Source organism: Pseudomonas sp. HD6422 (assembly GCF_025377065.1).
In the GTDB taxonomy this organism is placed as follows: domain Bacteria; phylum Pseudomonadota; class Gammaproteobacteria; order Pseudomonadales; family Pseudomonadaceae; genus Aquipseudomonas; species Aquipseudomonas putida_U.
Genome location: NZ_JAHWIW010000032.1, coordinates 1 through 19,795 on the forward strand (window position 1 = coordinate 1; position 19,795 = coordinate 19,795).

Genomic DNA, 19,795 nt, shown 5'->3' on the forward strand with positions numbered 1-19,795 from the left:
CCATTGCACGGGGTTCGGCGCTACATCGAGCAGCAAGACAGGCCGGCGTAAGGGCGCGCAGTTCGCACGCCTCGCTACCCCTCCCCGCACTAAAGTACGGGGTATCTCGCGGAGAAAACCGATGAACGACAGACAACCGCGCCAGGCCATTGCCTTGAGCTACGACGGCCAACAGGCACCGACCCTCAGCGCCAAAGGCGACGATGCCCTGGCCGAAGCTATCCTCGCCCTGGCCCGCGAGCACGAGGTACCCATTTACGAGAACGCCGAGCTGGTGCGCCTGCTGGCGCGCCTGGAGCTGGGCGAGCAGATTCCCCAGGCGCTGTACCTGACCATCGCCGAAATCATCGCTTTCGCCTGGCAGTTGCGCGGCAAGGTGCCACCTGGCTTCGACGATAGCCCGACGTCCCCACGCGACGTGTCCCCCGTCACCCAGGCGTTGCCCCCGAGCGATAGCACTATCTAACGCGCCCGAGGGCCACCGACACGGCACGCTGGACGCTTTCAACCCGAAGGCCAGCATATGCACACCATCCCCCCTGCCAACCGCGGCCTGGTCCGCCAGGCACTGCTCGATATCCCCCGGCCGGACCTGATCGCCAAAGAGAAGCTGCAGACTTGGCTAGCCGCGCAAGGCATCACCGACAGCCCGCTCGATATCGACGTCATCACCTTCCATTATCAGACCGAACCCTTGGGCGAGGGTCGGGCGTACACCCAGGACAATGCCGTCATCACTCAGAAGATGAACCTGGTCGAAGCCCTCCTGGCCAACTGGCAGGGCGAAAGCGCTGCCGGGTACGGCGGCTTTCACTACGGCAACTGGGCTGGCATCGCACCGACCGGACCAGTGAAGCTGGTCGAGCGCCTGGAGCCGCTGGGCCTGTTCTCCAACGCGTCCCCCTACCTGATCTTCAACGGGCTCTATCGACGTACTCAAGCTGCCCGCTACGCCCCCGACACACGCCTGCCCGTACGCGCCGAGGACTTCCAGTCCTATCTCTGGAACCTGCATTTCCACACCGATTTCAAGTCCCGGCTGGATACCTACTGGCAACGCCGCCAGGTGCACTACCAACGGGCCCTGAAGATCGCCTTCATCGCTGCCTGCAACCGGCAGGTCCAGGCTGGGAGCCTCTCGGCCGACAGCCAGTTGGCGATCTGGCGGGCTGCAGGCCTGACGCCGCGCCAGGATGTCCGGACCACGATGCTCAACATCTACGGGTATGTCTCATCGAGCATCGTGCAGATCAGCCAGGCATCGCGGCCGCAGGTGATACTGTACATTCCGGGCAACCTGTCGCCCTTCCATGAGTTCGCCAGCGCTACGGCCATGCAGCAGTGGCTGGCGGCGCAGTGCCGCGAGAGCGACAAACGGGCAGCCCTGCTCGGCCACTTCGCTCGTGCCGATTGGCCGGACGGCCTGGAATTCAGCGGCCTGCGCACCGCGCTCGACGGGCTGGGCTTGTATCCACGCCCGCATCGCCTGTCTGCCGAGCATCCGGGCTTCGCCACCAGTGGTTTCTGGAAACCGGAAAACGTCATCAACTTCAGGCCCGAGAAGTACAGTCCGCCCATCGAGGGAGACCTGTTCCAAGCCCTGACCCAGCTGCAGAAACAACGCGCCTACGCCGACGCCGACAGCCAGATCACCAGCAACCACGAAATCGACAAAGCGCGCTGGGGGTCCTATCTGAACCTGATGACGACCCTCCTCGCTCCTCTGGTCATCGTGCTACCCGAACTGTCGCCGCTGTTATTGGCTGGCGGCGTCGGACAATTCGGCCTGGGCCTGGACGCGGCGATCAACGGCAAGGACCTGCAACAGCGCGAGCAGGGGCTGAGCGAACAAGTATTCGGTCTGTTCAATGCCCTGCCTGGGCTGGGCAATATCGTCGCGCGGCCCGCGAGCGTATTTGCCTACGCCCGTCGCGGGTTCTTCTCCAGCAAACGTCTTGCAGAGCTGCTGGAAGTGCCGGTCGGTGCTGCGCCGCAGGTCGAAGAGTTGGAGCTCGAGCCCGCCGAACTGGCGTTCCGTGAACCTGTGATCGTCTCGGCGCAAGCCACCTCGACCCTGGTGGCGCGCATCGACGAGCGTTTATACGCTCGCTTCGCTGCCTGGCTGCGAACCGATCGCGGCATCATCAACGACTGGGTGCAGTACGAAGTGTCCAGTGACAGCTTCATCCGCATTCAGGACGCCCGGTTGCCCGAGCCTACGCGCTGGATCATCCAGGGCGACGGTGAGTTTGCCCTGGTTGCCACCACCTCCGGGCCGCGCATCTCCAACAATGCGCAACGCATGGCCACCTTGCGCGGGCTGGGGATCGATCTGCAGCTGCCGCTGGACTTGCAGAGCTTTACCGATCTGCAGCGCACCGCCATTCCCCAGGTGGTGAGCAGCGTCTGGCTGGGCGATCAGCCGCTGCAGGGAGAGTTTCTCGAAGCGCTGACCCACAATGCACAAGCCTTGCAGGGCACCGCGTATCGCTACCAGGTCTTTCTGTCGCGGGAGAACCACGCGGTCTATCAAGGCAACTTGCGGCTATTGCGCCGACAGGCGCCGAACGCGTTACTGATGCCTCTGGAAGACCAAGGCTTCTTCCACGACTTCGCTCGATCGCCTTACTACCGCCAGTACCGGGACGCCATCGAGGGCAATGGCGGGTTAGCGAGAAATTTCAGCTCGGCCTGCGACGTCCTGCGTTATCGCCTGCTCAAGCATTATGGCGGGCTCTACCTGGATGCCGATGACCGCCTGCTACTGGCCTCCGACGCACAAGCAGAGTTGCCCTTGCAGCGAATCGAGCTCAAGACCACCCAGGATGGCCTGGTGCTTTCGCCGCCGGTGTCCAATGACCTGCTGGGCATGCACATCAAGTTCAACAGCAGCATGATCGGCAGCCACCCAGGCAACCCGACGCTCGATGCGATTTCCGAGCGCATCCTCCAGCGCTACGCCCAGACCCCTGCCTTCTACCGCACGCGTCCCGATCCTGCAACCCCTGCCCTTCCGCGACTACGCGCGCAAGCTCAGCCTGATCAGTGGACCTGGAGTGCTCAACGATGTGATCGACGAACGCCTACCCTGGCTCAGGCAGTTGCGTGAGGTGTGCAACCTGATGGCGTCGCCGATTCATGACATCGCGGCCACCGTGGACTTCAGCGAGTTGACCCGCGCACTGCGCGAACACGTACCCCTGGACAGGGTCGCGAAGATGGGACAGGCACACAGCTGGGCGGCCTGAGCGCGCAGCCGCGCGCTTCGGGACGCCCATTTGGGTCATTCGCTTCGGTGCAACTTCCTCATCAACTCTGCCTCGGCCTGGGTCAGGCCGCAGGTTTCGGTGAGTTCGGAGACACTGGCGCCCATGCCGACCAGCTTGGCCGCCTGGGTGAAGGTCACGCTGTTGGGATCACGCTGCTCGAGTTGCTGGACTTTCTCGGGCAGCGGCGCCAACACCGCGCGCAGCTCGTGAATGGCCTCGCCCATGCGCACGGTACCGTTCTGGTAGTCGTCCAGGCGTTTGGCCAAGTCCTTGATGCGCTGATCACGCAGCGCATCGCCCGCCGCCTGTTCGGCGGCCATTTCTCGCTGGCGCTTGCTGTAGTTGAGGAACAACCACAGGCTCACTGCCCAGAGCAGCGCCAGGAAGATGACAGCAGCCTCGAAAATCAACTCAGATGTTCTCCAGCTCGGACCACTCTTCCTCGGTCATCATCTTGTCCAGCTCGACCAGGATCAACAGCTCACCGTTCTTGTTGCAAACGCCCTGGATGAACTTGGCTGACTCTTCGTTGCCCACGTTCGGCGCGGTCTCGATCTCGGACTGGCGCAGGTAGACCACTTCGGCAACGCTGTCGACCAGAATGCCCACCACCTGCTTGTCCGCCTCGATGATGACGATGCGGGTGTTGTCGGTCACCTCGGTCGGCATCAGGCCGAAACGCTGGCGGGTGTCGATCACCGTCACCACGTTGCCGCGCAGGTTGATGATGCCCAGCACATAACTTGGCGCACCCGGCACGGGAGCGATTTCGGTATAGCGCAGCACTTCCTGCACCTGCATCACGTTGATGCCGTAGGACTCGTTGTCCAGACGGAAGGTTACCCACTGCAGGATCGGATCTTCGGAACCTTGTGCGGACGACTTTTTCATTCCCCTACCCCTTGAAATCCGCCGTTGGCGGTGTGTTAGGTGTCATTGCTGTTGGCTGTGCATCTGCTTGACGGCGCCGCTGGCGATCAACTCGGCCAGCTCGGCGACATCCAGCAGCGCACACATGTGTTCGATGACCGTACCGGCCAACCACGGGCGCTGGCCGCGCTGGCTGCGCCATTTGATCTCGTTCGGGTCCAAGCGCAGCGAGCGGCTGACCTGATGCACCGCCAGTCCCCATTCATAGCCCTGCACCGAAATCACATAGTGCAAGCCCTGGCGGAAATCATCGCGATAGCGGTCGGGCATGACCCAACGCGCGGTGTCCAATACCTTCAAGTTGCCGGCCTGGCAGGTGAGGATGCCGAGGAACCAGTCCGGCTGGCCGAACAGCGGTGTCAGCTCCTGGCCTTCGAGGCTGTAGATCGAACCCAGGCACACCAGCGGCACCGCCAGGGTCAGCCCGGCGACGTCGAACAACAGGCACTCGAACGGCTCAGCGGCCCAGGCCGGGCGACCATCGACCGTGGTCGGCGGCGTCGGCACGCCGGCTATCGGCAGGTGCAGGTCGACCAGGGGCGCTACCGGCTCGGCGGCCTGGACTTCGGTCAAGACCGGAATACTCGCCTCGGCTACCACGTCGGCGGCAACCACCGCGACCACCGGTTCTTCGACTGGCATCACGGCCGGCAGGATCGCTGCCTGCGGCTCGGCGAAGGGCCGCCTGGTGGGTGGCGCCACGGACGCTTGCTGGCGGGCATCGAAAGCCTGCTCTTCGCGCACGGCGGCGGCGAATTCATCGCCTGGCTCGGCGGTAAGGACCTGGGCGACCTCGCTCGACTCGTCGGGCTCGGTGGCTTCCTGCAACAATCCATCGAGGTACGACTGCAAGGCCAGTTGCGGACGGGTACCGACAGGACGGTTCATGAGGCCACCCGCAGCGCAGTTTTATAGGTGAGCAAGTGCTTGAGCAAGGCCCGATAGGCGATCACCCCGCGGCTCTTGCCATCGAACTGCGACGGCGTGACGCCGTTGCGGCTGGCGTCGCGCAGGCGCGTATCGACTGGGATATAACCCTGCCAGACTTGCTGGTCGTACGTGTCGCGCAGCACCTTGAGCGTGCCCAGCGAAGCCTGGGTGCGGCGATCGAAGAGAGTCGGGACGATCTGGTAAGGCAGGGCCTGCTTGCGCGAACGGTTGATCATGGCCAGGGTGCCGATCATGCGCTCCAGGCCCTTGACCGCGAGAAACTCGGTCTGCACCGGAATCACCAACTGCTGGCTGGCAGCCAGGGCATTGACCATGAGCACCCCGAGCAAGGGAGGGCTGTCGATCAGGGCGAAGTCGAAATCCTGCCACAGTTGCGCCAGACTCTTGGCGACCACCAGGCCCAGGCCGTTCTGTCCCGGTGACTGGCGCTCGAGCACCGCCAGCGCGGTGCTCGAGGGCAGCAGGGAAATGCGCTCGTCGCTGGTCGGCAGCAGCAATTGGCCGGGCAGGCCCTCGGGCACCGCGCCTTTGTGCAGGAACAGGTCGTAGCAGCTGTGCTCCAGCGCATCGGGGTTGTGGCCGAAATAGCTGGTCATCGAGCCATGGGGGTCGAGGTCGACGACGACCACGCGCTTACCCGCCTCGGCCAACAGGCCGGCCAGGGCGATCGTGGTGGTGGTCTTGCCGACGCCACCTTTTTGATTGGCTACTGCCCAGACTCTCATAGGACAACTCTGACTCATGAATTTAGCGCCCATCCTTGCGGGATCGCACCCTCAAGCTGACGCCGTGACGGAGAATTGACGAGTCAACGACTCCCGACTGCTGGTGCACTTTGTGTGCCAGCACGGCGCAAGGCCGCATCCGGCGTGGCGTTGGCACTCCCTGAACCGGTCAGGCTGCGGCGCACTTCGAGGTTACGGGAAATCACCAACACCACCCGACGGTTGCGTGCCCGGCCTTCGGCGGTATCGTTGCCGGCTACCGGCTGGTACTCGCCATAGCCCACCGCTGCCATGCGCGCCGGGTTGACCCCCTCCATCGCCAGCAGGCGCACGATGCTCGCCGCCCGTGCCGAGGACAGCTCCCAGTTGGTCGGGAACTGCGCGGTGCGGATCGGCAGGTTGTCGGTGAAGCCTTCCACATGGACCGGGTTGGCGAACGGCTTGAGGATGTTCGCCACCTTTTCGATGATGTCGAACGCCTTGTCGCTGGGCATGGCATCACCGCTGCCGAACAGCAGCGAAGAGTTCAGTTCGATCTCGACCCACAGTTCGTTGCCGCGCACGGTCATCTGGTCGGATTTGATCAGGTCGCCGAAGGCATCGCGCACGTCGTCGCTGATGGCCTTGAGCGGATCGACGCTGGTTTGCGCAAGGCCCGCATCGGTCTGCTCGCTGTCCTTGATCAACGGCTCGGCCGGGCGCACGCTCAGCGGCCGCTCCTCGCCGATTGGGATGGGTTTCATCGCCCGCTCGGGGTCGTTGAACACCCCCAGCAGGGCCTGGGAGATGACCTTGTACTTGCCTTCGTTGATCGAAGAAATCGAGTACATGACCACGAAGAACGCGAACAGCAAGGTGATGAAGTCGGCGTACGACACCAGCCAACGTTCGTGATTCTCGTGTTCTTCGGTATGACGGCGGCGACGCATGGGTTACTCCATGAAGCCTTGCAGCTTCAGCTCGATCGAGCGTGGATTTTCCCCTTCGGCAATCGACAGCAGCCCCTCGAGCAGCATCTCGCGGTAGCGCGACTGGCGCAGGACGATGGCCTTCAGCTTGTTGGCGACCGGCAGCAGTATCAGGTTGGCACTGGCCACACCATAGATGGTGGCGACGAAGGCCACGGCGATGCCGTTGCCCAACTGCGACGGGTCGGCGAGGTTGCCCATGACGTGGATCAGCCCCATCACCGCACCGATGATGCCGATGGTCGGCGCGTAGCCCCCCATGCTTTCGAACACCTTGGCGGCCTGGATATCACGAGCCTCCTGGGTCAGGAAATCGACCTCGAGAATGCTGCGGATCGACTCAGGCTCGGCGCCATCGACCAGCAGTTGCAGGCCCTTGCGCGCGTACGGGTCGGGCTCGCCATCGGCGACGCCTTCAAGACCCAGCAGGCCTTCCTTGCGCGCTGTCAGGCTCCAGTTGACCACCCGGTCGATACCCCCGGCCAGGTCGACCCGTGGCGGGAAGATGATCCAGCGCAGGATCTGCAGCGCCCGCTTGAACGCCGGCAACGGCGATTGCAACAGTGCCGCCGCCAGGGTACCGCCTAGCACGATCAGGCCGGCGGGGCCGTTGATCAGGGCACCGACATGGCCACCTTCGAGGAAATTGCCGCCGACGATGGCGACGAAGGCCAGGCTCAGGCCGATCAGGCTCAACACATCCATCAGACGCAGGCCTCAACCAGGTGCTTGCCGATCTCGTCCAGGCTGTACACCGCATCGGCCAGGTTGGCTTTGACGATGGCCATGGGCATGCCGTAGATCACGCAACTGGCTTCATCCTGGGCCCACACCGTGCTGCCGCCCTGCTTGAGCAACCGCGCGCCCTCGCGCCCGTCCGCGCCCATGCCGGTGAGCACCACCGAGAGGACCTTGTCGCCATAGGACTTAGCCGCCGAGCCGAAGGTGATGTCCACGCACGGCTTGTAGTTCAGGCGCTCATCGCCCGGCAGGATCTTCACCGCACCCCGGCCATCGACCATCATCTGCTTGCCACCTGGGGCCAGCAGGGCCAGGCCTGGGCGCAGCACGTCGCCGTCCTCGGCTTCCTTGACGCTGATCTTGCACAGCTTGTCGAGGCGTTCGGCAAAGGCCTTGGTGAATGCCGCCGGCATGTGCTGGATCAACACGATGGGAGCCGGGAAGCTGGCTGGCAACTGGGTCAGCACTCGCTGCAAGGCCACCGGGCCGCCGGTGGAGGTACCGATGGCCACCAATTTGTAGGGTTTGCGCTTGGGCGCAGGCGACGCCGCTGCAGGCGCGACACGAGCAGGCGCAGCACTGCGCACCGGTGCCGGGGTGGCCGACGCCAGGCTGCTGGCAGGCGCCTGCGCGGTACTGGCCGGGGCGGCTGCGGTGGCCGCTGCAGGGCCGGCGTAGCTGCCGAAGCGGCGATTGCTGCGGGAAATGGTGTGGACCTTCTCGCACAGCAGTTGCTTGACCTTTTCCGGGTTGCGCGAGATGTCCTCGAAGTTCTTCGGCAGGTAGTCGACCGCACCGGCGTCCAGGGCGTCGAGGGTGACGCGGGCGCCTTCGTGGGTCAGCGAGGAGAACATCAACACCGGCGTCGGGCACCGCTGCATGATGTGCCGTACCGCGGTAATGCCATCCATCATGGGCATTTCATAGTCCATGGTGATGACATCGGGCTTGAGCGACAGCGCCTGGTCGATCGCCTCCCTGCCATTGGTCGCGGTGCCCACGACCTGGATGGTCGGGTCGGCCGAGAGGATTTCCGAGACACGGCGGCGGAAGAAACCGGAATCATCCACCACCAGGACCTTGACTGCCATAAACACTCCATTAGCCGGCGCGCCCCTCGCGGGGAGCGCCAGCAGAATCAAATACGCCGCGCCGCGTAACGCTTGAGCATGCTCGGAACGTCGAGAATCAGCGCGATGCGGCCGTCACCGGTGATGGTGGCGCCAGACATGCCGGGGGTTCCCTGGAGCATCTTGCCCAGCGGCTTGATCACCACCTCTTCCTGGCCGACCAATTGGTCGACCACGAAACCGATGCGCTGGGTCCCGACCGACAGGATCACCACATGGCCCTCGCGCTGCTCCTCGTGCACCTGGTCCTGGACCAGCCAGCGCTTGAGATAGAACAGCGGCAGCGCCTTGTCGCGCACGATCACCACTTCCTGGCCGTCGACCACGTTGGTGCGCGACAGGTCCAGGTGGAAGATCTCGTTGACGTTGACCAGCGGGAAGGCGAATGCCTGATTGCCCAGCATGACCATCAGGGTCGGCATGATCGCCAGGGTCAGCGGCACCTTGATGACGATCTTCGAACCCTGGCCCTTGGCCGAGTAGATGTTGATCGAGCCGTTGAGCTGGGAGATCTTGGTCTTCACCACGTCCATGCCGACACCACGGCCGGACACGTCGGAAATCTCGGTCTTGGTCGAGAACCCCGGGGCGAAGATCAGGTTGTAGCAATCCGATTCGCTCAGGCGGTCGGCAGCGTCCTTGTCCATCAGGCCCTTTTCCACGGCCTTGGCGCGCAGCACGTTCGGGTCCATGCCCTTGCCGTCGTCGGAGATCGACAAGAGGATATGGTCGCCTTCCTGCTCCGCCGAGAGCACCACGTGACCGGTCCGGGGTTTACCCGAGGCCTCGCGCTCTTCGGGCATCTCGACACCGTGGTCGACGGCGTTGCGCACCAAGTGCACCAACGGGTCGGCCAGGGCCTCGACGAGGTTCTTGTCGAGGTCGGTTTCTTCGCCGACCAGTTCCAGGTTGATCTCTTTCTTGAGCTGGCGGGCCAGGTCGCGAACCAGGCGCGGGAAGCGCCCGAAGACCTTCTTGATCGGCTGCATGCGGGTCTTCATGACCGCGGTCTGCAGGTCGGCGGTGACCACGTCGAGGTTCGACACGGCCTTGGACATGGCCTCGTCGCCACTGTTCAGGCCCAGGCGCACCAGGCGGTTACGCACCAGCACCAGTTCGCCGACCATGTTCATGATCTCGTCCAGGCGCGCAGTATCGACCCGTACGGTGGTTTCCGCTTCGCTGGCCACCGGCTTTTCCGCCACCGGCGCAGCGGTACGGGCCGGCGCAGCAGGCTTGGCGACCGCTGCCGGAGCAGTAGCAGCCGGCTTGGGTTCAGGCTTGGGCTCGGCCTTGGCTTCAGGCTTGGCCTGGGGCTTGCTGGCCACGGCGGCAGGCGCCGGCGCTGCGACCGCCTCACCGGAGAACTTGCCTTTGCCGTGCAATTGATCGAGCAGCGCTTCGAATTCATGGTCGCTGATTTCGTCACCGCCAGCAGCGGGCTCTGCCGTTGCGGCGCTGGCCGTCGTCAGGGCATCGGCTTGGAAGGTGCCCTTGCCATGCAACTGGTCGAGCAACGACTCGAACTCTTCGTCGGTGATCTCGTCACTGGCCGGCTCTTTGGCGACCGCGGGCGACTCGCTGGCGACCGCTTCGGCACTGAACTGACCCTTGCCGTGCAACTGGTCGAGCAGCGACTCGAACTCGGCGTCGGTGATTTCGTCACCTTCGCCACCGGCAGCCTCGCCCTGCGTGAGCTCAGCAGCAGCCGCTTCGGCCTTGACCGCATCGAGCGAGTCGAGCAGTTGCTCGAACTCGGTGTCGGTGATGTCCTCTTGCGCTGCGGGGGCCTCGAGTACAGCCTCGGGCTCGGCGACCGCGGGGGCCTCGTCGGCCGAAGCTGGCTCTGCCAAGCGCGACAGCGCCGCCAGCAGCTCCGGGGTGGCCGGGGTCACTTCGCTGCGCTCGCGCACCTGGCCGAACATGCTGTTGACCGTATCGAGCGCGGCAAGCACCACGTCCATCAGTTCTGCGTCGACCCGGCGCTCACCTTTGCGCAGGATGTCGAACACGTTCTCGGCGATATGGCAGCACTCCACCAGCTCGTTGAGCTGAAGGAAGCCGGCGCCCCCTTTTACAGTGTGGAAACCGCGAAAGATCGCATTGAGCAGGTCGGCATCGTCGGGCCGGCTTTCCAGCTCGACCAGTTGCTCGGACAGTTGCTCAAGAATTTCGCCGGCTTCTACCAGGAAATCCTGAAGGATTTCTTCATCGGCGCCGAAGCTCATTAAACGTGCTCCTTAAAAACCCAGGCTGGACAGCAGATCGTCGACGTCATCCTGACCGGATACGACGTCTTCACGCTTATCGGCATGAATCTGCGGACCTTCACCCCGAGTCGGATGTTTTTCTTGATCTTTTTCAGCGCGCAGCTGTTGATGGTCATGTTCGATACCGGCAAAGCGGTCGACCTGACTGGCCATCAGCACGAGCTTGAGCAGATTGCTTTCGACTTCGGTCACCAATGCGGTGACCCGTTTGATCACCTGGCCAGTGAGGTCTTGGTAGTCCTGGGCCAGGAGAATGTCGTTGAGGTAGCCGGCGACCTGGCGGTTGCCCTCGGCGCTATGCGTCAGGAAACTGTCGACGCGCTTGACCAGGTCACGGAACTCCGGCGCAGCGACTTCGCGGCGCATGAAACGCTGCCAATCGACACTCAGGTTCTGCGCCTCGGCCGCCAGCTCGTTGAGCACCGGAGTGCCCTGCTCCACCAGATCCATGGTGCGGTTGGCGGCGCCCTCGGTGAGCTTCACCACGTAGGACAGGCGCTCGGTGGCGTCGGTGATCTGCGAAACTTCCTCGGCCTGCGGCATGCGCGGGTCGATCTGGAAGCTGACGATCGCACTGTGCAGCTCGCGGGTGAGCTTGCCGACTTCCTGGTACAGGCCGCGGTCGCGGGTCTGGTTCAGCTGGTGAATCAGCTGCACCGCATCGCCGAAACGACCCTTTTCCAGGCTCTCGACCAATTCCTCGGCATGTTTCTTCAGGGTCGACTCGAACTCCCCCAAAGACGAATGTGATGGTTCCATGGCGCCCCCTGACGTGACTCAGCCGTTGACGCGTTCGAAGATCTTCTCGATCTTTTCTTTGAGCACCTGGGCGGTGAACGGCTTGACCACATAACCATTGACGCCGGCCTGGGCCGCTTCGATGATCTGGTCGCGCTTGGCCTCGGCAGTCACCATCAGCACCGGCATGCCCTTGAGGCGCTCGTGAGCGCGCACCTTGCGCAGCAGGTCGATACCGGACATACCCGGCATGTTCCAGTCGGTCACCAGGAAGTCGTAGTGGCCGCTTTCGAGCATCGGCAGCGCCGTGGTGCCGTCATCGGCTTCATCGGTATTGGTGAAGCCCAGATCACGCAACAGGTTCTTGATGATCCGCCGCATCGTCGAGAAGTCGTCAACGATGAGGATTTTCATGTCTTTGTTCAATTAGACCTCCAAGCAGTCTCAAACGCGCTCGCCTGCGAGCACGCACTCAATCAATTCGGTACAACGGCAAACGACTGCAACGACCCCGGGCTCAACGTGCCCGCCATTCTCCAAGGCGGCTGCGCAGACGCGCGGCGCACTGGCTATGCAACTGGCTGACACGCGATTCGCTGACCCCCAGCACCTCACCGATTTCCTTGAGGTTCAGCTCCTCGTCGTAGTACAGCGCCAGCACCAGGCGCTCGCGCTCCGGCAGGTTGGCGATGGCATCGGCCAGGGCAGCCTGGAAGCGCTCTTCTTCCAAATCCCGCGAAGGCTCGACCTGGCCACTGGCGCCGTCCTCATGCAACCCTTCGTGCTCGCCGTCCTGCAACAGGTCGTCGAAGCTGAACAGGCGACTACCCAAGGTATCGTTCAAAATCCCGTAGTAATCATCGAGACTCAATTGGAGTTCGGCAGCAACCTCGTGATCTTTAGCGTCACGTCCCGTTCTTGCTTCGACGGCGCGCATCGCGTCGCTGACCATGCGAGTGTTGCGGTGCACCGAGCGGGGTGCCCAGTCACCCTTGCGGACCTCGTCGAGCATGGCCCCACGGATGCGGATGCCAGCGTAGGTTTCGAAGCTCGCACCCTTGCTGGCATCGTATTTGTTGGCCACTTCCAGCAGGCCGATCATGCCGGCCTGAATCAGGTCTTCGACCTGGACGTTGGCCGGCAGGCGTGCCAGCAGGTGATAAGCGATACGCTTGACCAGCGGCGCATAGCGCTCGATCAGCTCGTACTGGGCATCCTTGGACGCCTTGCTGTACATCTTGAAGCCGCTGGCGTTCATAACACCGGCCCCGCGCTGCTGGGTTGCACCAGGCGCTCGACGAAGAATTCCAGATGGCCACGCGGGTTGGCCGGCAGCGGCCAGCTGTCGACCTTCTGCGCGATCGCCTTGAACGCCAAGGCGCATTTCGAGCGCGGGAAGGCCTCGTAGACCGCGCGCTGCTTCTGCACCGCCTTGCGCACGCATTCGTCGTAGGGCACGGCGCCGACGTACTGCAGGGCCACGTCGAGGAAGCGATCGGTCACCTTGGTCAGCTTGGCGAACAGGTTGCGCCCCTCTTGGGGACTCTGCGCCATGTTGGCCAGGACGCGGAAACGGCTCATCCCATAGTCACGGTTGAGCAGCTTGATCAGTGCGTAGGCATCGGTGATGGAGGTGGGTTCGTCGCACACCACCAGCAGCACTTCCTGGGCGGCCCGCACGAAGCTGACCACCGAGTCACCGATACCGGCAGCGGTGTCGATGACCAGTACGTCGAGGTTGTCGCCGATCTCGCTGAAGGCCTGAATCAGGCCAGCGTGCTGGGCCGGCGCGAGGTGCACCATGCTTTGCGTGCCCGAGGCCGCCGGTACGATGCGCACACCGTTGGGACCTTGCAGCAGGACATCGCGCAGTTCGCAACGGCCTTCGATGACATCGGCGATGGTGCGCTTGGGGGTCAGCCCCAGCAGCACGTCGACGTTGGCCAGGCCAAGGTCGGCGTCCAGCAGCATGACGCGGCGGCCGAGCTCGGCCAATGCCAGTGACAGATTCACTGAAACATTGGTCTTGCCGACGCCACCTTTGCCGCCAGTCACGGCGATCACCTGTACGGGGTGCATGCTACCCATATCTGTTATTTACCTTGTCTCGCTTGGACCTGGGCCACACGAGGGGCAAGCGTGCAGGCCCCTGGGTGTAGGTACTTTGGTATAGCTGTCTTGCACATGTCTTGCCTTCAACCCGCACGGCGCGGGTTGTGATAGAGATCAGCGAACATGTCGGCCATGGCCTCCTCGCTGGGCTCGTCCTGCATCTGCACGCTGACGGCGCGACTCACCAGTTGGTGCTTGCGCGGCAAGTGCAGGTCGTCAGGAATGCGCGGGCCATCGGTCAGATAGGCCACGGGCAGTTCATGACTGATGGCCAGGCTCAGCACTTCGCCGAGGCTCGCCGTCTCATCGAGTTTGGTCAGGATACATCCAGCCAGGCCGCAGCGCTTGTAGCTGTGGTAGGCGGCCGTCAGCACCTGCTTCTGGCTGGTGGTGGCCAGTACCAGGTAATTCTTCGCAGCGATGCCACGCCCGGCCAGGGTTTCCAGTTGCATACGCAGAGCCGGATCGCTGGCTTGCAGGCCAGCGGTGTCGATCAGCACCACACGCTTGCGCAGCAGCGGCTCCAGGGCCTGGGCCAAGGACTCGCCCGGATCGACATAGGTGACCGGCACGTTGAGGATACGGCCCAAAGTCTTGAGCTGCTCCTGGGCGCCGATGCGAAAACTGTCCATGCTCACCAGCGCGACATTGGCCGGGCCGTACTTGAGCACATAGCGCGCCGCCAGCTTGGCCAGCGTGGTGGTCTTGCCCATGCCGGCCGGGCCGACCATGGCGATCACCCCGCCCTCTTCGATCGGCTCGACCTCAGGCACTTCGATCATCCGCGCCAGGTGTGCCAGCAGCATGCGCCAGGCCTGGCGCGGCTCTTCGATGCCCTGGGTGAGATCGAGCAGTTGTCGGGCGATCGGCCCGGACAGGCCGATGCGCAACAGGCGCCGCCAGAGGTTGGCCTGCTGCGGCTGATTGCCTTGCAACTGCCCCCAGGCGAGCGAGCCGAGCTGCACTTCGAGCAGTTCACGCAGGCCCGAGAGCTCCGAGCGCATGGCATCGAACAGACGCGGGTCGACCGCCGCAGCCGGTGCCGGCGCTGGTGCCACCGGCTCATCGACATGGGGCTCGATCAACGGCTCGGCGGCGGTCAGCGACTGGCCGGCGAACAATTGGCGGTTCCCCAAGGCCTCGCCTTCGCGGCTGGCCAACTCGGCCTGGGCCGAGGCGATACGCGACTGCGTCTTGCGCAGCTCTTCCTCGAGCTCGGCATTGGGTACCCGCGGCGCCAGGGCCGACAGCTTGTAGTCCAGCGCGGCAGTGAGTTCGACGCCACCGGCGATGCGACGGTTGCCGATGATGGCGGCATCGGAGCCGAGCTCATCACGAACCAGCTTCATGGCCTGGCGCATATCGGCGGCGAAAAAACGCTTAACTTGCATAACCCACTACCTCAGCCATTTGGGCCCACGGTGGCAACGATGGTGACTTGCTTGTTGTCCGGTATTTCCTGATACGCCAGAACATGCAAATTCGGTACGGCCAGGCGACCGAAGCGCGACAGCATGGCGCGGATCGGGCCTGCCACCAGAAGGATGGCCGCCTGGCCTTGCATCTCCTGACGCTGGGCCGCTTCGATCAACGAACGCTGCAGCTTTTCGGCCATGCTCGGTTCCAGAAGAACACCTTCTTCCTGACCTTGTCCGGCCCTTTGCAGACTATTGAGCAAAATCTGTTCCAACCTTGGCTCCAAGGTGATCACAGGCAGCTCGGACTCAGTGCCGACAATGCTTTGCACGATGGCGCGACACAATCCGACGCGCACTGCGGCGACCAGCGCGGCGGTATCTTGACTCTTGCCAGCGTTATTGGCGATGGCTTCGGCAATGCTGCGGATATCTCGCACCGGCACCTGCTCGGCGAGCAGCGCTTGCAGTACCTTGAGCAGCCCCGACAACGAAATGACACCCGGCACCAGCTCTTCGGCCAGTTTCGGCGAAGCTTTGCCCAATACCGCCAGCAATTGCTGAACCTCTTCGTGGCCGATCAGTTCGTGGCAGTGCTTCTGCAGGATCTGATTGAGGTGGGTGGCGACCACGGTACTGGCGTCGACCACGGTATAGCCCAGCGATTGCGCCTGGGCGCGCTGACCGACATCGATCCACACCGCCTCCAGGCCGAACGCCGGATCACGCGCGGCAATGCCGTTCAGCGTGCCGAACACCTGACCTGGGTTGATCGCCAGCTCACGGTCCGGGTAGATCTCGGCTTCGGAGAGGATCACGCCCATCAGCGTCAGGCGATAGGCACTGGGTTGCAGGTCGAGGTTGTCGCGAATGTGCACGGTCGGCATGAGGAAGCCCAGGTCCTGGGACAGCTTCTTGCGCACCCCCTTGATCCGCGCCAGCAGTTGACCTCCCTGATTGCGGTCGACCAACGGGATCAGCCGGTAACCGACTTCCAGGCCGATCATGTCGATCGGGGTGACATCGTCCCAGCCCAGTTCCTTGGTTTCCATCGCCCGCTGCGGCGAAGGCAGCAGATCCTGCTGGCGCTTGGCTTCGGCTTGCGCCGCCGCCTTGGTCGCCTGTTGCTTCTTCCACACCAGGTAGGCACCGCCGCCCGCCAGCAAGCCCAGACTGAGGAAGGCGATGTGCGGCATGCCTGGCACCAAGCCCATGACCACCATCAGCGCGCCGGACACGGCCAGGGCTTTGGGCGAATCGAACATCTGCCGATTGATCAGCTTGCCCATATCCTCGGAACCCGAGGCACGGGTAACCATGATCGCAGCGGCGGTGGACAGCAGCAGTGATGGCAATTGCGCCACCAAACCGTCACCGATGGTCAGCAATGCGTAGACCTTGCCAGCCTCGCTGAACGACATGTTGTGCTGCAGCATACCGATCAGAATGCCGCCGATGAGGTTGATGAAGAGGATCAACAGACCGGCGATGGCATCGCCGCGGACGAATTTGCTGGCACCGTCCATCGAGCCGTAGAACTCGGCTTCCTGGGCCACTTCGGCACGCCGTGCCTTGGCCCCCGCCTGGTCGATCAGACCGGCGTTGAGGTCGGCGTCGATGGCCATCTGCTTGCCCGGCATGGCGTCCAGGGTGAAGCGCGCGCTGACCTCGGAAATACGTCCGGCACCTTTGGTCACGACCACGAAGTTGATGATCATGAGGATGGCGAACACCACGGCACCGACGACGTAGTTGCCGCCGATGACCACTTCACCAAAGGCCTGAATCACCTTACCGGCAGCGCCATGCCCCTCCTGGCCGTGGAGCATGACCACCCGGGTGGACGCCACGTTCAACGCCAGGCGCAGCAGCGTGGCCACCAGCAGAATGGTCGGGAAGGCGGCGAAATCCAGCGGGCGCAGGGCATACACGCAGACCAGCAGGACCACGATCGACAAAGCGATGTTGAAGGTGAAGAACACGTCGAGCAGGAACGGCGGCATCGGCAACATCATCATTGCCAACATCACCAGCAACAGCAGCGGCACGCCCAGGCTGCCCCGGCCGAGACCGGCCAGGTTGTTGCGAGCGTTGCTGATTAACTGAGTGCGATCCACCGCGAGTCCTCTTGCTGCAAAACTTTGACGCCCACAGGGCGTTTCGGCGTGGCTGTGCAAGAAGCCTTCCAACTTTGACGCCCACGGGGCCTTTCGGCGTGTCTGTCCTGTCCTCTTCGCGGGCAAGCCCGCTCCCACAGGCACCCCACAAGTTTCAACGTCTGTGGGGGGCTCCGTGGGCGGGCTTGCCCGCGAAGAGGCCGGCACAGACAGCCGAAATCATTCGTCGCGCCGCAGATCCGGCGGTATCGGCAGATCTTCCTTGAGCGGATCCGGCCGCTTGCCCTTGCCCGCCCGGTACTGGCGGATCTGGAAGACATAGGCCAGCACCTGCGCGACCGCCAGGTACAGCCCTGCCGGGATCTCGCGCTCAAGTTCGGTGGAGTAGTAGATCGCCCGCGCCAAAGCTGGCGACTCGAGGATCTGGATCTTGTGCTCGACGCCGATCTCGCGGATCTTCAGCGCCAGGAAGTCGGTCCCCTTGGCCAGCAGCAACGGCGCCGCACCGCCCTTCTCCGGGTCGTACTGCAAAGCCACGGCGTAGTGCGTGGGGTTGGTGATGATCACATCGGCCTGGGGCACCGCGGCCATCATGCGTCGCTGCGACACCTCGCGCTGCAACTGGCGGATGCGCTGCTTGACCTCGGGTTTGCCTTCCTGCTCCTTGTATTCGTCGCGCACTTCCTGCTTGGTCATCTTCAGTTTCTTGGCCGTCTGCCAGAGCTGGAACGGTACATCCACCGCCGCGATCAGCAGCAACCCTGCCGCCATCCACAGCGCACTCCAGCCTACGACCTGCAAACTGTGGATGATCGCCTGTTCGGTTGGCTCGTTGGCGATCGACAGCAGCGCCTGGCGGTCGCCGGCCAAGACCACCAGCGCCACCAGGAGGATCACGAAGAACTTGGCGATGGCCTTCAACAACTCGGTCAGCGAATTGACCGAGAACATGCGCTTGATCCCGGACAGCGGATTCAGCCGGCTGAACTTGGGTTGCAACAGACTGCCGGAGAACAGGAACCCACCCAGGGCAATGGGCGCCACGAACGAGATCACGAACAGCAGGATCAACACCGGCTGCACTGCCCATACCGCCATCTTGCCCGAAGCCAACAGAAACGCGCCCATGGCCCGCTCATCGACGATCACTTCGCGGGGCAGGGACAGATTCAGGCGCATCATCTCCAACAGTGTCTCGGCCAGATGGCCACCGAACGCCAGCAATCCGCCGGCTCCGGCCAGGGTCACCGCGACCGTGTTCAGCTCCTTGGAACGGGCGATCTCACCTTTCTCGCGCGCGTCGCGCTTGCGCTTGTCGGTGGGGTCTTCCGTCTTGTCCTGGCCGCTCTCGCTTTCCGCCATGCTCAGCCCGCCCTCGCCAGCTCACGTAGCCACTGCAGCGCTTCGCTGGCCAATGCCTGGTAATGCGACAGCACATCGGCCAGGCCGATCCAGAAGATCCCCATACCCAACACCAGGGTCAGGGGGAAGCCGATGGAAAAGATGTTCAACTGCGGCGCGGCACGGGTCATCACGCCGAAGGCGATGTTCACCACCAACAACGCGGTGATCGCTGGCAGAATCAATAACAGCCCGGCACCGAACACCCAGCCCATGCGCCCGGCCATCTCCCAGAAATGGCTGACCACCAGCGCATTGCCGACCGGCAGTGTGGTGAAGCTCTCGGTCAATATCTCGAACATCACCAGGTGGCCATTCATCAGCAGGAACAGGATGCTGATCAGCATGGTCATGAACTGACTGACCACGGCCACGTTGACACCGTTGGCCGGGTCGACCATCGAGGCGAAGCCCATGCCCATCTGCGTGGAGACGATCTGACCGGCAATGACGAAGGTCTGGAACAACAGCTGCAGAGCCAGGCCGAACAAAGTCCCGACGATGATCTGCTCGGCGCACAGCAGCAGGCCGCGCAGGCTGAGCGGATCGAACTCGGGCAGCGCTGGCAGGGCCGGAACGATCACTACGGTGATGGCTACCGCCACATAGAGACGGATGCGCGCGGGCAGCATCTTGGTGCCGAAGATGGGCATGGTCATCAGCATCGCCGTGACCCGGAACAGCGGCAGCAGGAACGTGGCGACCCAGGTGCCGATTTGCGCGTCGGTCAGCTCCAGCATCGCCCGGTCAACCGATCAACTGCGGAATGCTGGTGTACAGACCGGTGATGTACTCCATGAACTTCTGCACCAGCCAGGGACCGGCGACGATCAGCGTCACCAGCATCACCAGCAGGCGCGGCAGAAAGCTCAGAGTCTGTTCGTTGATCTGCGTGGCAGCCTGGAACATCGCCACCAGCAGGCCCACCAGCAGGCTCGGCACCACCAGGATGGCGACCATCAGGGTGGTCAGCCAGAGCGCGTCTCGGAACAGGTCGACAGCTACTTCAGGTGTCATGCGTGGCTCTC

20 protein-coding genes are annotated in these 19,795 nt (G+C 63.4%); 3 read left to right on the forward strand and 17 right to left on the reverse strand.

What is annotated here, in order from left to right; all coding sequences use genetic code 11:
• Positions 1-121 precede the first annotated feature (121 nt).
• Genes KY379_RS21100 through KY379_RS21110 form a run of 3 tightly spaced genes read left to right on the forward strand, consistent with a single transcriptional unit; the run spans position 122 to position 3,248 of the window.
• A complete protein-coding gene (locus KY379_RS21100) occupies positions 122-466 on the forward strand; it encodes an EscU/YscU/HrcU family type III secretion system export apparatus switch protein (protein ID WP_261241304.1) in 345 nt (114 codons plus the stop codon).
• Between the two features lie 57 nt (positions 467-523).
• The gene (locus tag KY379_RS21105; RefSeq protein ID WP_261241305.1) at positions 524-3,109 is read left to right on the forward strand and encodes a dermonecrotic toxin domain-containing protein; all 2,586 of its coding nucleotides are present in this window, start codon (positions 524-526) and stop codon (positions 3,107-3,109) included.
• Positions 3,110-3,122: 13 nt separating this feature from the next.
• Positions 3,123-3,248, forward strand: a complete 126-nt coding sequence (locus KY379_RS21110; protein WP_261261840.1) for a hypothetical protein — start codon at positions 3,123-3,125, stop codon at positions 3,246-3,248.
• Positions 3,249-3,283: 35 nt separating this feature from the next.
• Here the strand turns inward: KY379_RS21110 and KY379_RS21115 are convergent, their stop codons facing one another.
• The 17 genes from KY379_RS21115 to fliQ form a co-directional block, all read right to left on the reverse strand.
• Positions 3,284-3,679, reverse strand: a complete 396-nt coding sequence (locus KY379_RS21115) for a DUF2802 domain-containing protein (protein WP_133328388.1) — start codon at positions 3,677-3,679, stop codon at positions 3,284-3,286.
• A gap of 1 nt (position 3,680) precedes the next feature.
• A complete protein-coding gene (locus KY379_RS21120; RefSeq protein WP_003254393.1) occupies positions 3,681-4,160 on the reverse strand; it encodes a chemotaxis protein CheW in 480 nt (159 codons plus the stop codon).
• Positions 4,161-4,202: 42 nt separating this feature from the next.
• The gene (locus KY379_RS21125) at positions 4,203-5,087 is read right to left on the reverse strand and encodes a CheW domain-containing protein (RefSeq protein ID WP_133328386.1); all 885 of its coding nucleotides are present in this window, start codon (positions 5,085-5,087) and stop codon (positions 4,203-4,205) included.
• Positions 5,084-5,875: a ParA family protein gene (locus KY379_RS21130; RefSeq protein ID WP_196171785.1), complete on the reverse strand. Its 792-nt coding sequence runs from the start codon at positions 5,873-5,875 to the stop codon at positions 5,084-5,086. Before KY379_RS21130 ends, KY379_RS21125 begins: the two co-directional genes overlap by 4 nt.
• A gap of 83 nt (positions 5,876-5,958) precedes the next feature.
• On the reverse strand, positions 5,959-6,804 hold the full coding sequence (motD, locus tag KY379_RS21135) for a flagellar motor protein MotD (RefSeq protein ID WP_133328382.1): 846 nt from the start codon (positions 6,802-6,804) through the stop codon (positions 5,959-5,961).
• A 3-nt stretch (positions 6,805-6,807) separates the two neighbouring features.
• Positions 6,808-7,548 carry a flagellar motor protein gene (locus KY379_RS21140; protein WP_133328380.1) on the reverse strand — a complete coding sequence of 247 codons (741 nt, stop codon included), beginning with the start codon at positions 7,546-7,548 and terminating at the stop codon, positions 6,808-6,810.
• Complete coding sequence (locus KY379_RS21145; RefSeq protein ID WP_261241311.1) at positions 7,548-8,675, reverse strand: chemotaxis response regulator protein-glutamate methylesterase; 1,128 nt, start codon at positions 8,673-8,675, stop codon at positions 7,548-7,550. Before KY379_RS21145 ends, KY379_RS21140 begins: the two co-directional genes overlap by 1 nt.
• A gap of 47 nt (positions 8,676-8,722) precedes the next feature.
• Positions 8,723-10,942 carry a chemotaxis protein CheA gene (locus KY379_RS21150; RefSeq protein ID WP_261241313.1) on the reverse strand — a complete coding sequence of 740 codons (2,220 nt, stop codon included), beginning with the start codon at positions 10,940-10,942 and terminating at the stop codon, positions 8,723-8,725.
• Positions 10,943-10,954: 12 nt separating this feature from the next.
• Complete coding sequence (locus tag KY379_RS21155; protein WP_133328374.1) at positions 10,955-11,743, reverse strand: protein phosphatase CheZ; 789 nt, start codon at positions 11,741-11,743, stop codon at positions 10,955-10,957.
• Between the two features lie 18 nt (positions 11,744-11,761).
• Complete coding sequence (locus KY379_RS21160) at positions 11,762-12,136, reverse strand: chemotaxis response regulator CheY (RefSeq protein ID WP_133328372.1); 375 nt, start codon at positions 12,134-12,136, stop codon at positions 11,762-11,764.
• A gap of 103 nt (positions 12,137-12,239) precedes the next feature.
• On the reverse strand, positions 12,240-12,980 hold the full coding sequence (fliA, locus tag KY379_RS21165) for an RNA polymerase sigma factor FliA (RefSeq protein ID WP_133328370.1): 741 nt from the start codon (positions 12,978-12,980) through the stop codon (positions 12,240-12,242).
• Positions 12,977-13,819 (reverse strand): flagellar synthesis regulator FleN, encoded by an 843-nt coding sequence (gene fleN, locus KY379_RS21170; RefSeq protein ID WP_196171850.1) that lies wholly within the window; start codon positions 13,817-13,819, stop codon positions 12,977-12,979. The genes fliA and fleN overlap by 4 nt, the downstream gene beginning before the upstream one ends.
• Positions 13,820-13,917: 98 nt before the next feature.
• Complete coding sequence (flhF, locus tag KY379_RS21175) at positions 13,918-15,225, reverse strand: flagellar biosynthesis protein FlhF (RefSeq protein WP_261241316.1); 1,308 nt, start codon at positions 15,223-15,225, stop codon at positions 13,918-13,920.
• A gap of 11 nt (positions 15,226-15,236) precedes the next feature.
• Positions 15,237-17,366: a flagellar biosynthesis protein FlhA gene (flhA, locus tag KY379_RS21180; protein WP_133328364.1), complete on the reverse strand. Its 2,130-nt coding sequence runs from the start codon at positions 17,364-17,366 to the stop codon at positions 15,237-15,239.
• A gap of 219 nt (positions 17,367-17,585) precedes the next feature.
• Positions 17,586-18,728: a flagellar biosynthesis protein FlhB gene (gene flhB, locus KY379_RS21185; RefSeq protein WP_261241318.1), complete on the reverse strand. Its 1,143-nt coding sequence runs from the start codon at positions 18,726-18,728 to the stop codon at positions 17,586-17,588.
• A gap of 2 nt (positions 18,729-18,730) precedes the next feature.
• Positions 18,731-19,507 (reverse strand): flagellar biosynthetic protein FliR, encoded by a 777-nt coding sequence (gene fliR, locus KY379_RS21190; protein ID WP_196171791.1) that lies wholly within the window; start codon positions 19,505-19,507, stop codon positions 18,731-18,733.
• A 7-nt stretch (positions 19,508-19,514) separates the two neighbouring features.
• Complete coding sequence (fliQ, locus tag KY379_RS21195) at positions 19,515-19,784, reverse strand: flagellar biosynthesis protein FliQ (RefSeq protein WP_133328358.1); 270 nt, start codon at positions 19,782-19,784, stop codon at positions 19,515-19,517.
• Positions 19,785-19,795 lie beyond the last annotated feature (11 nt).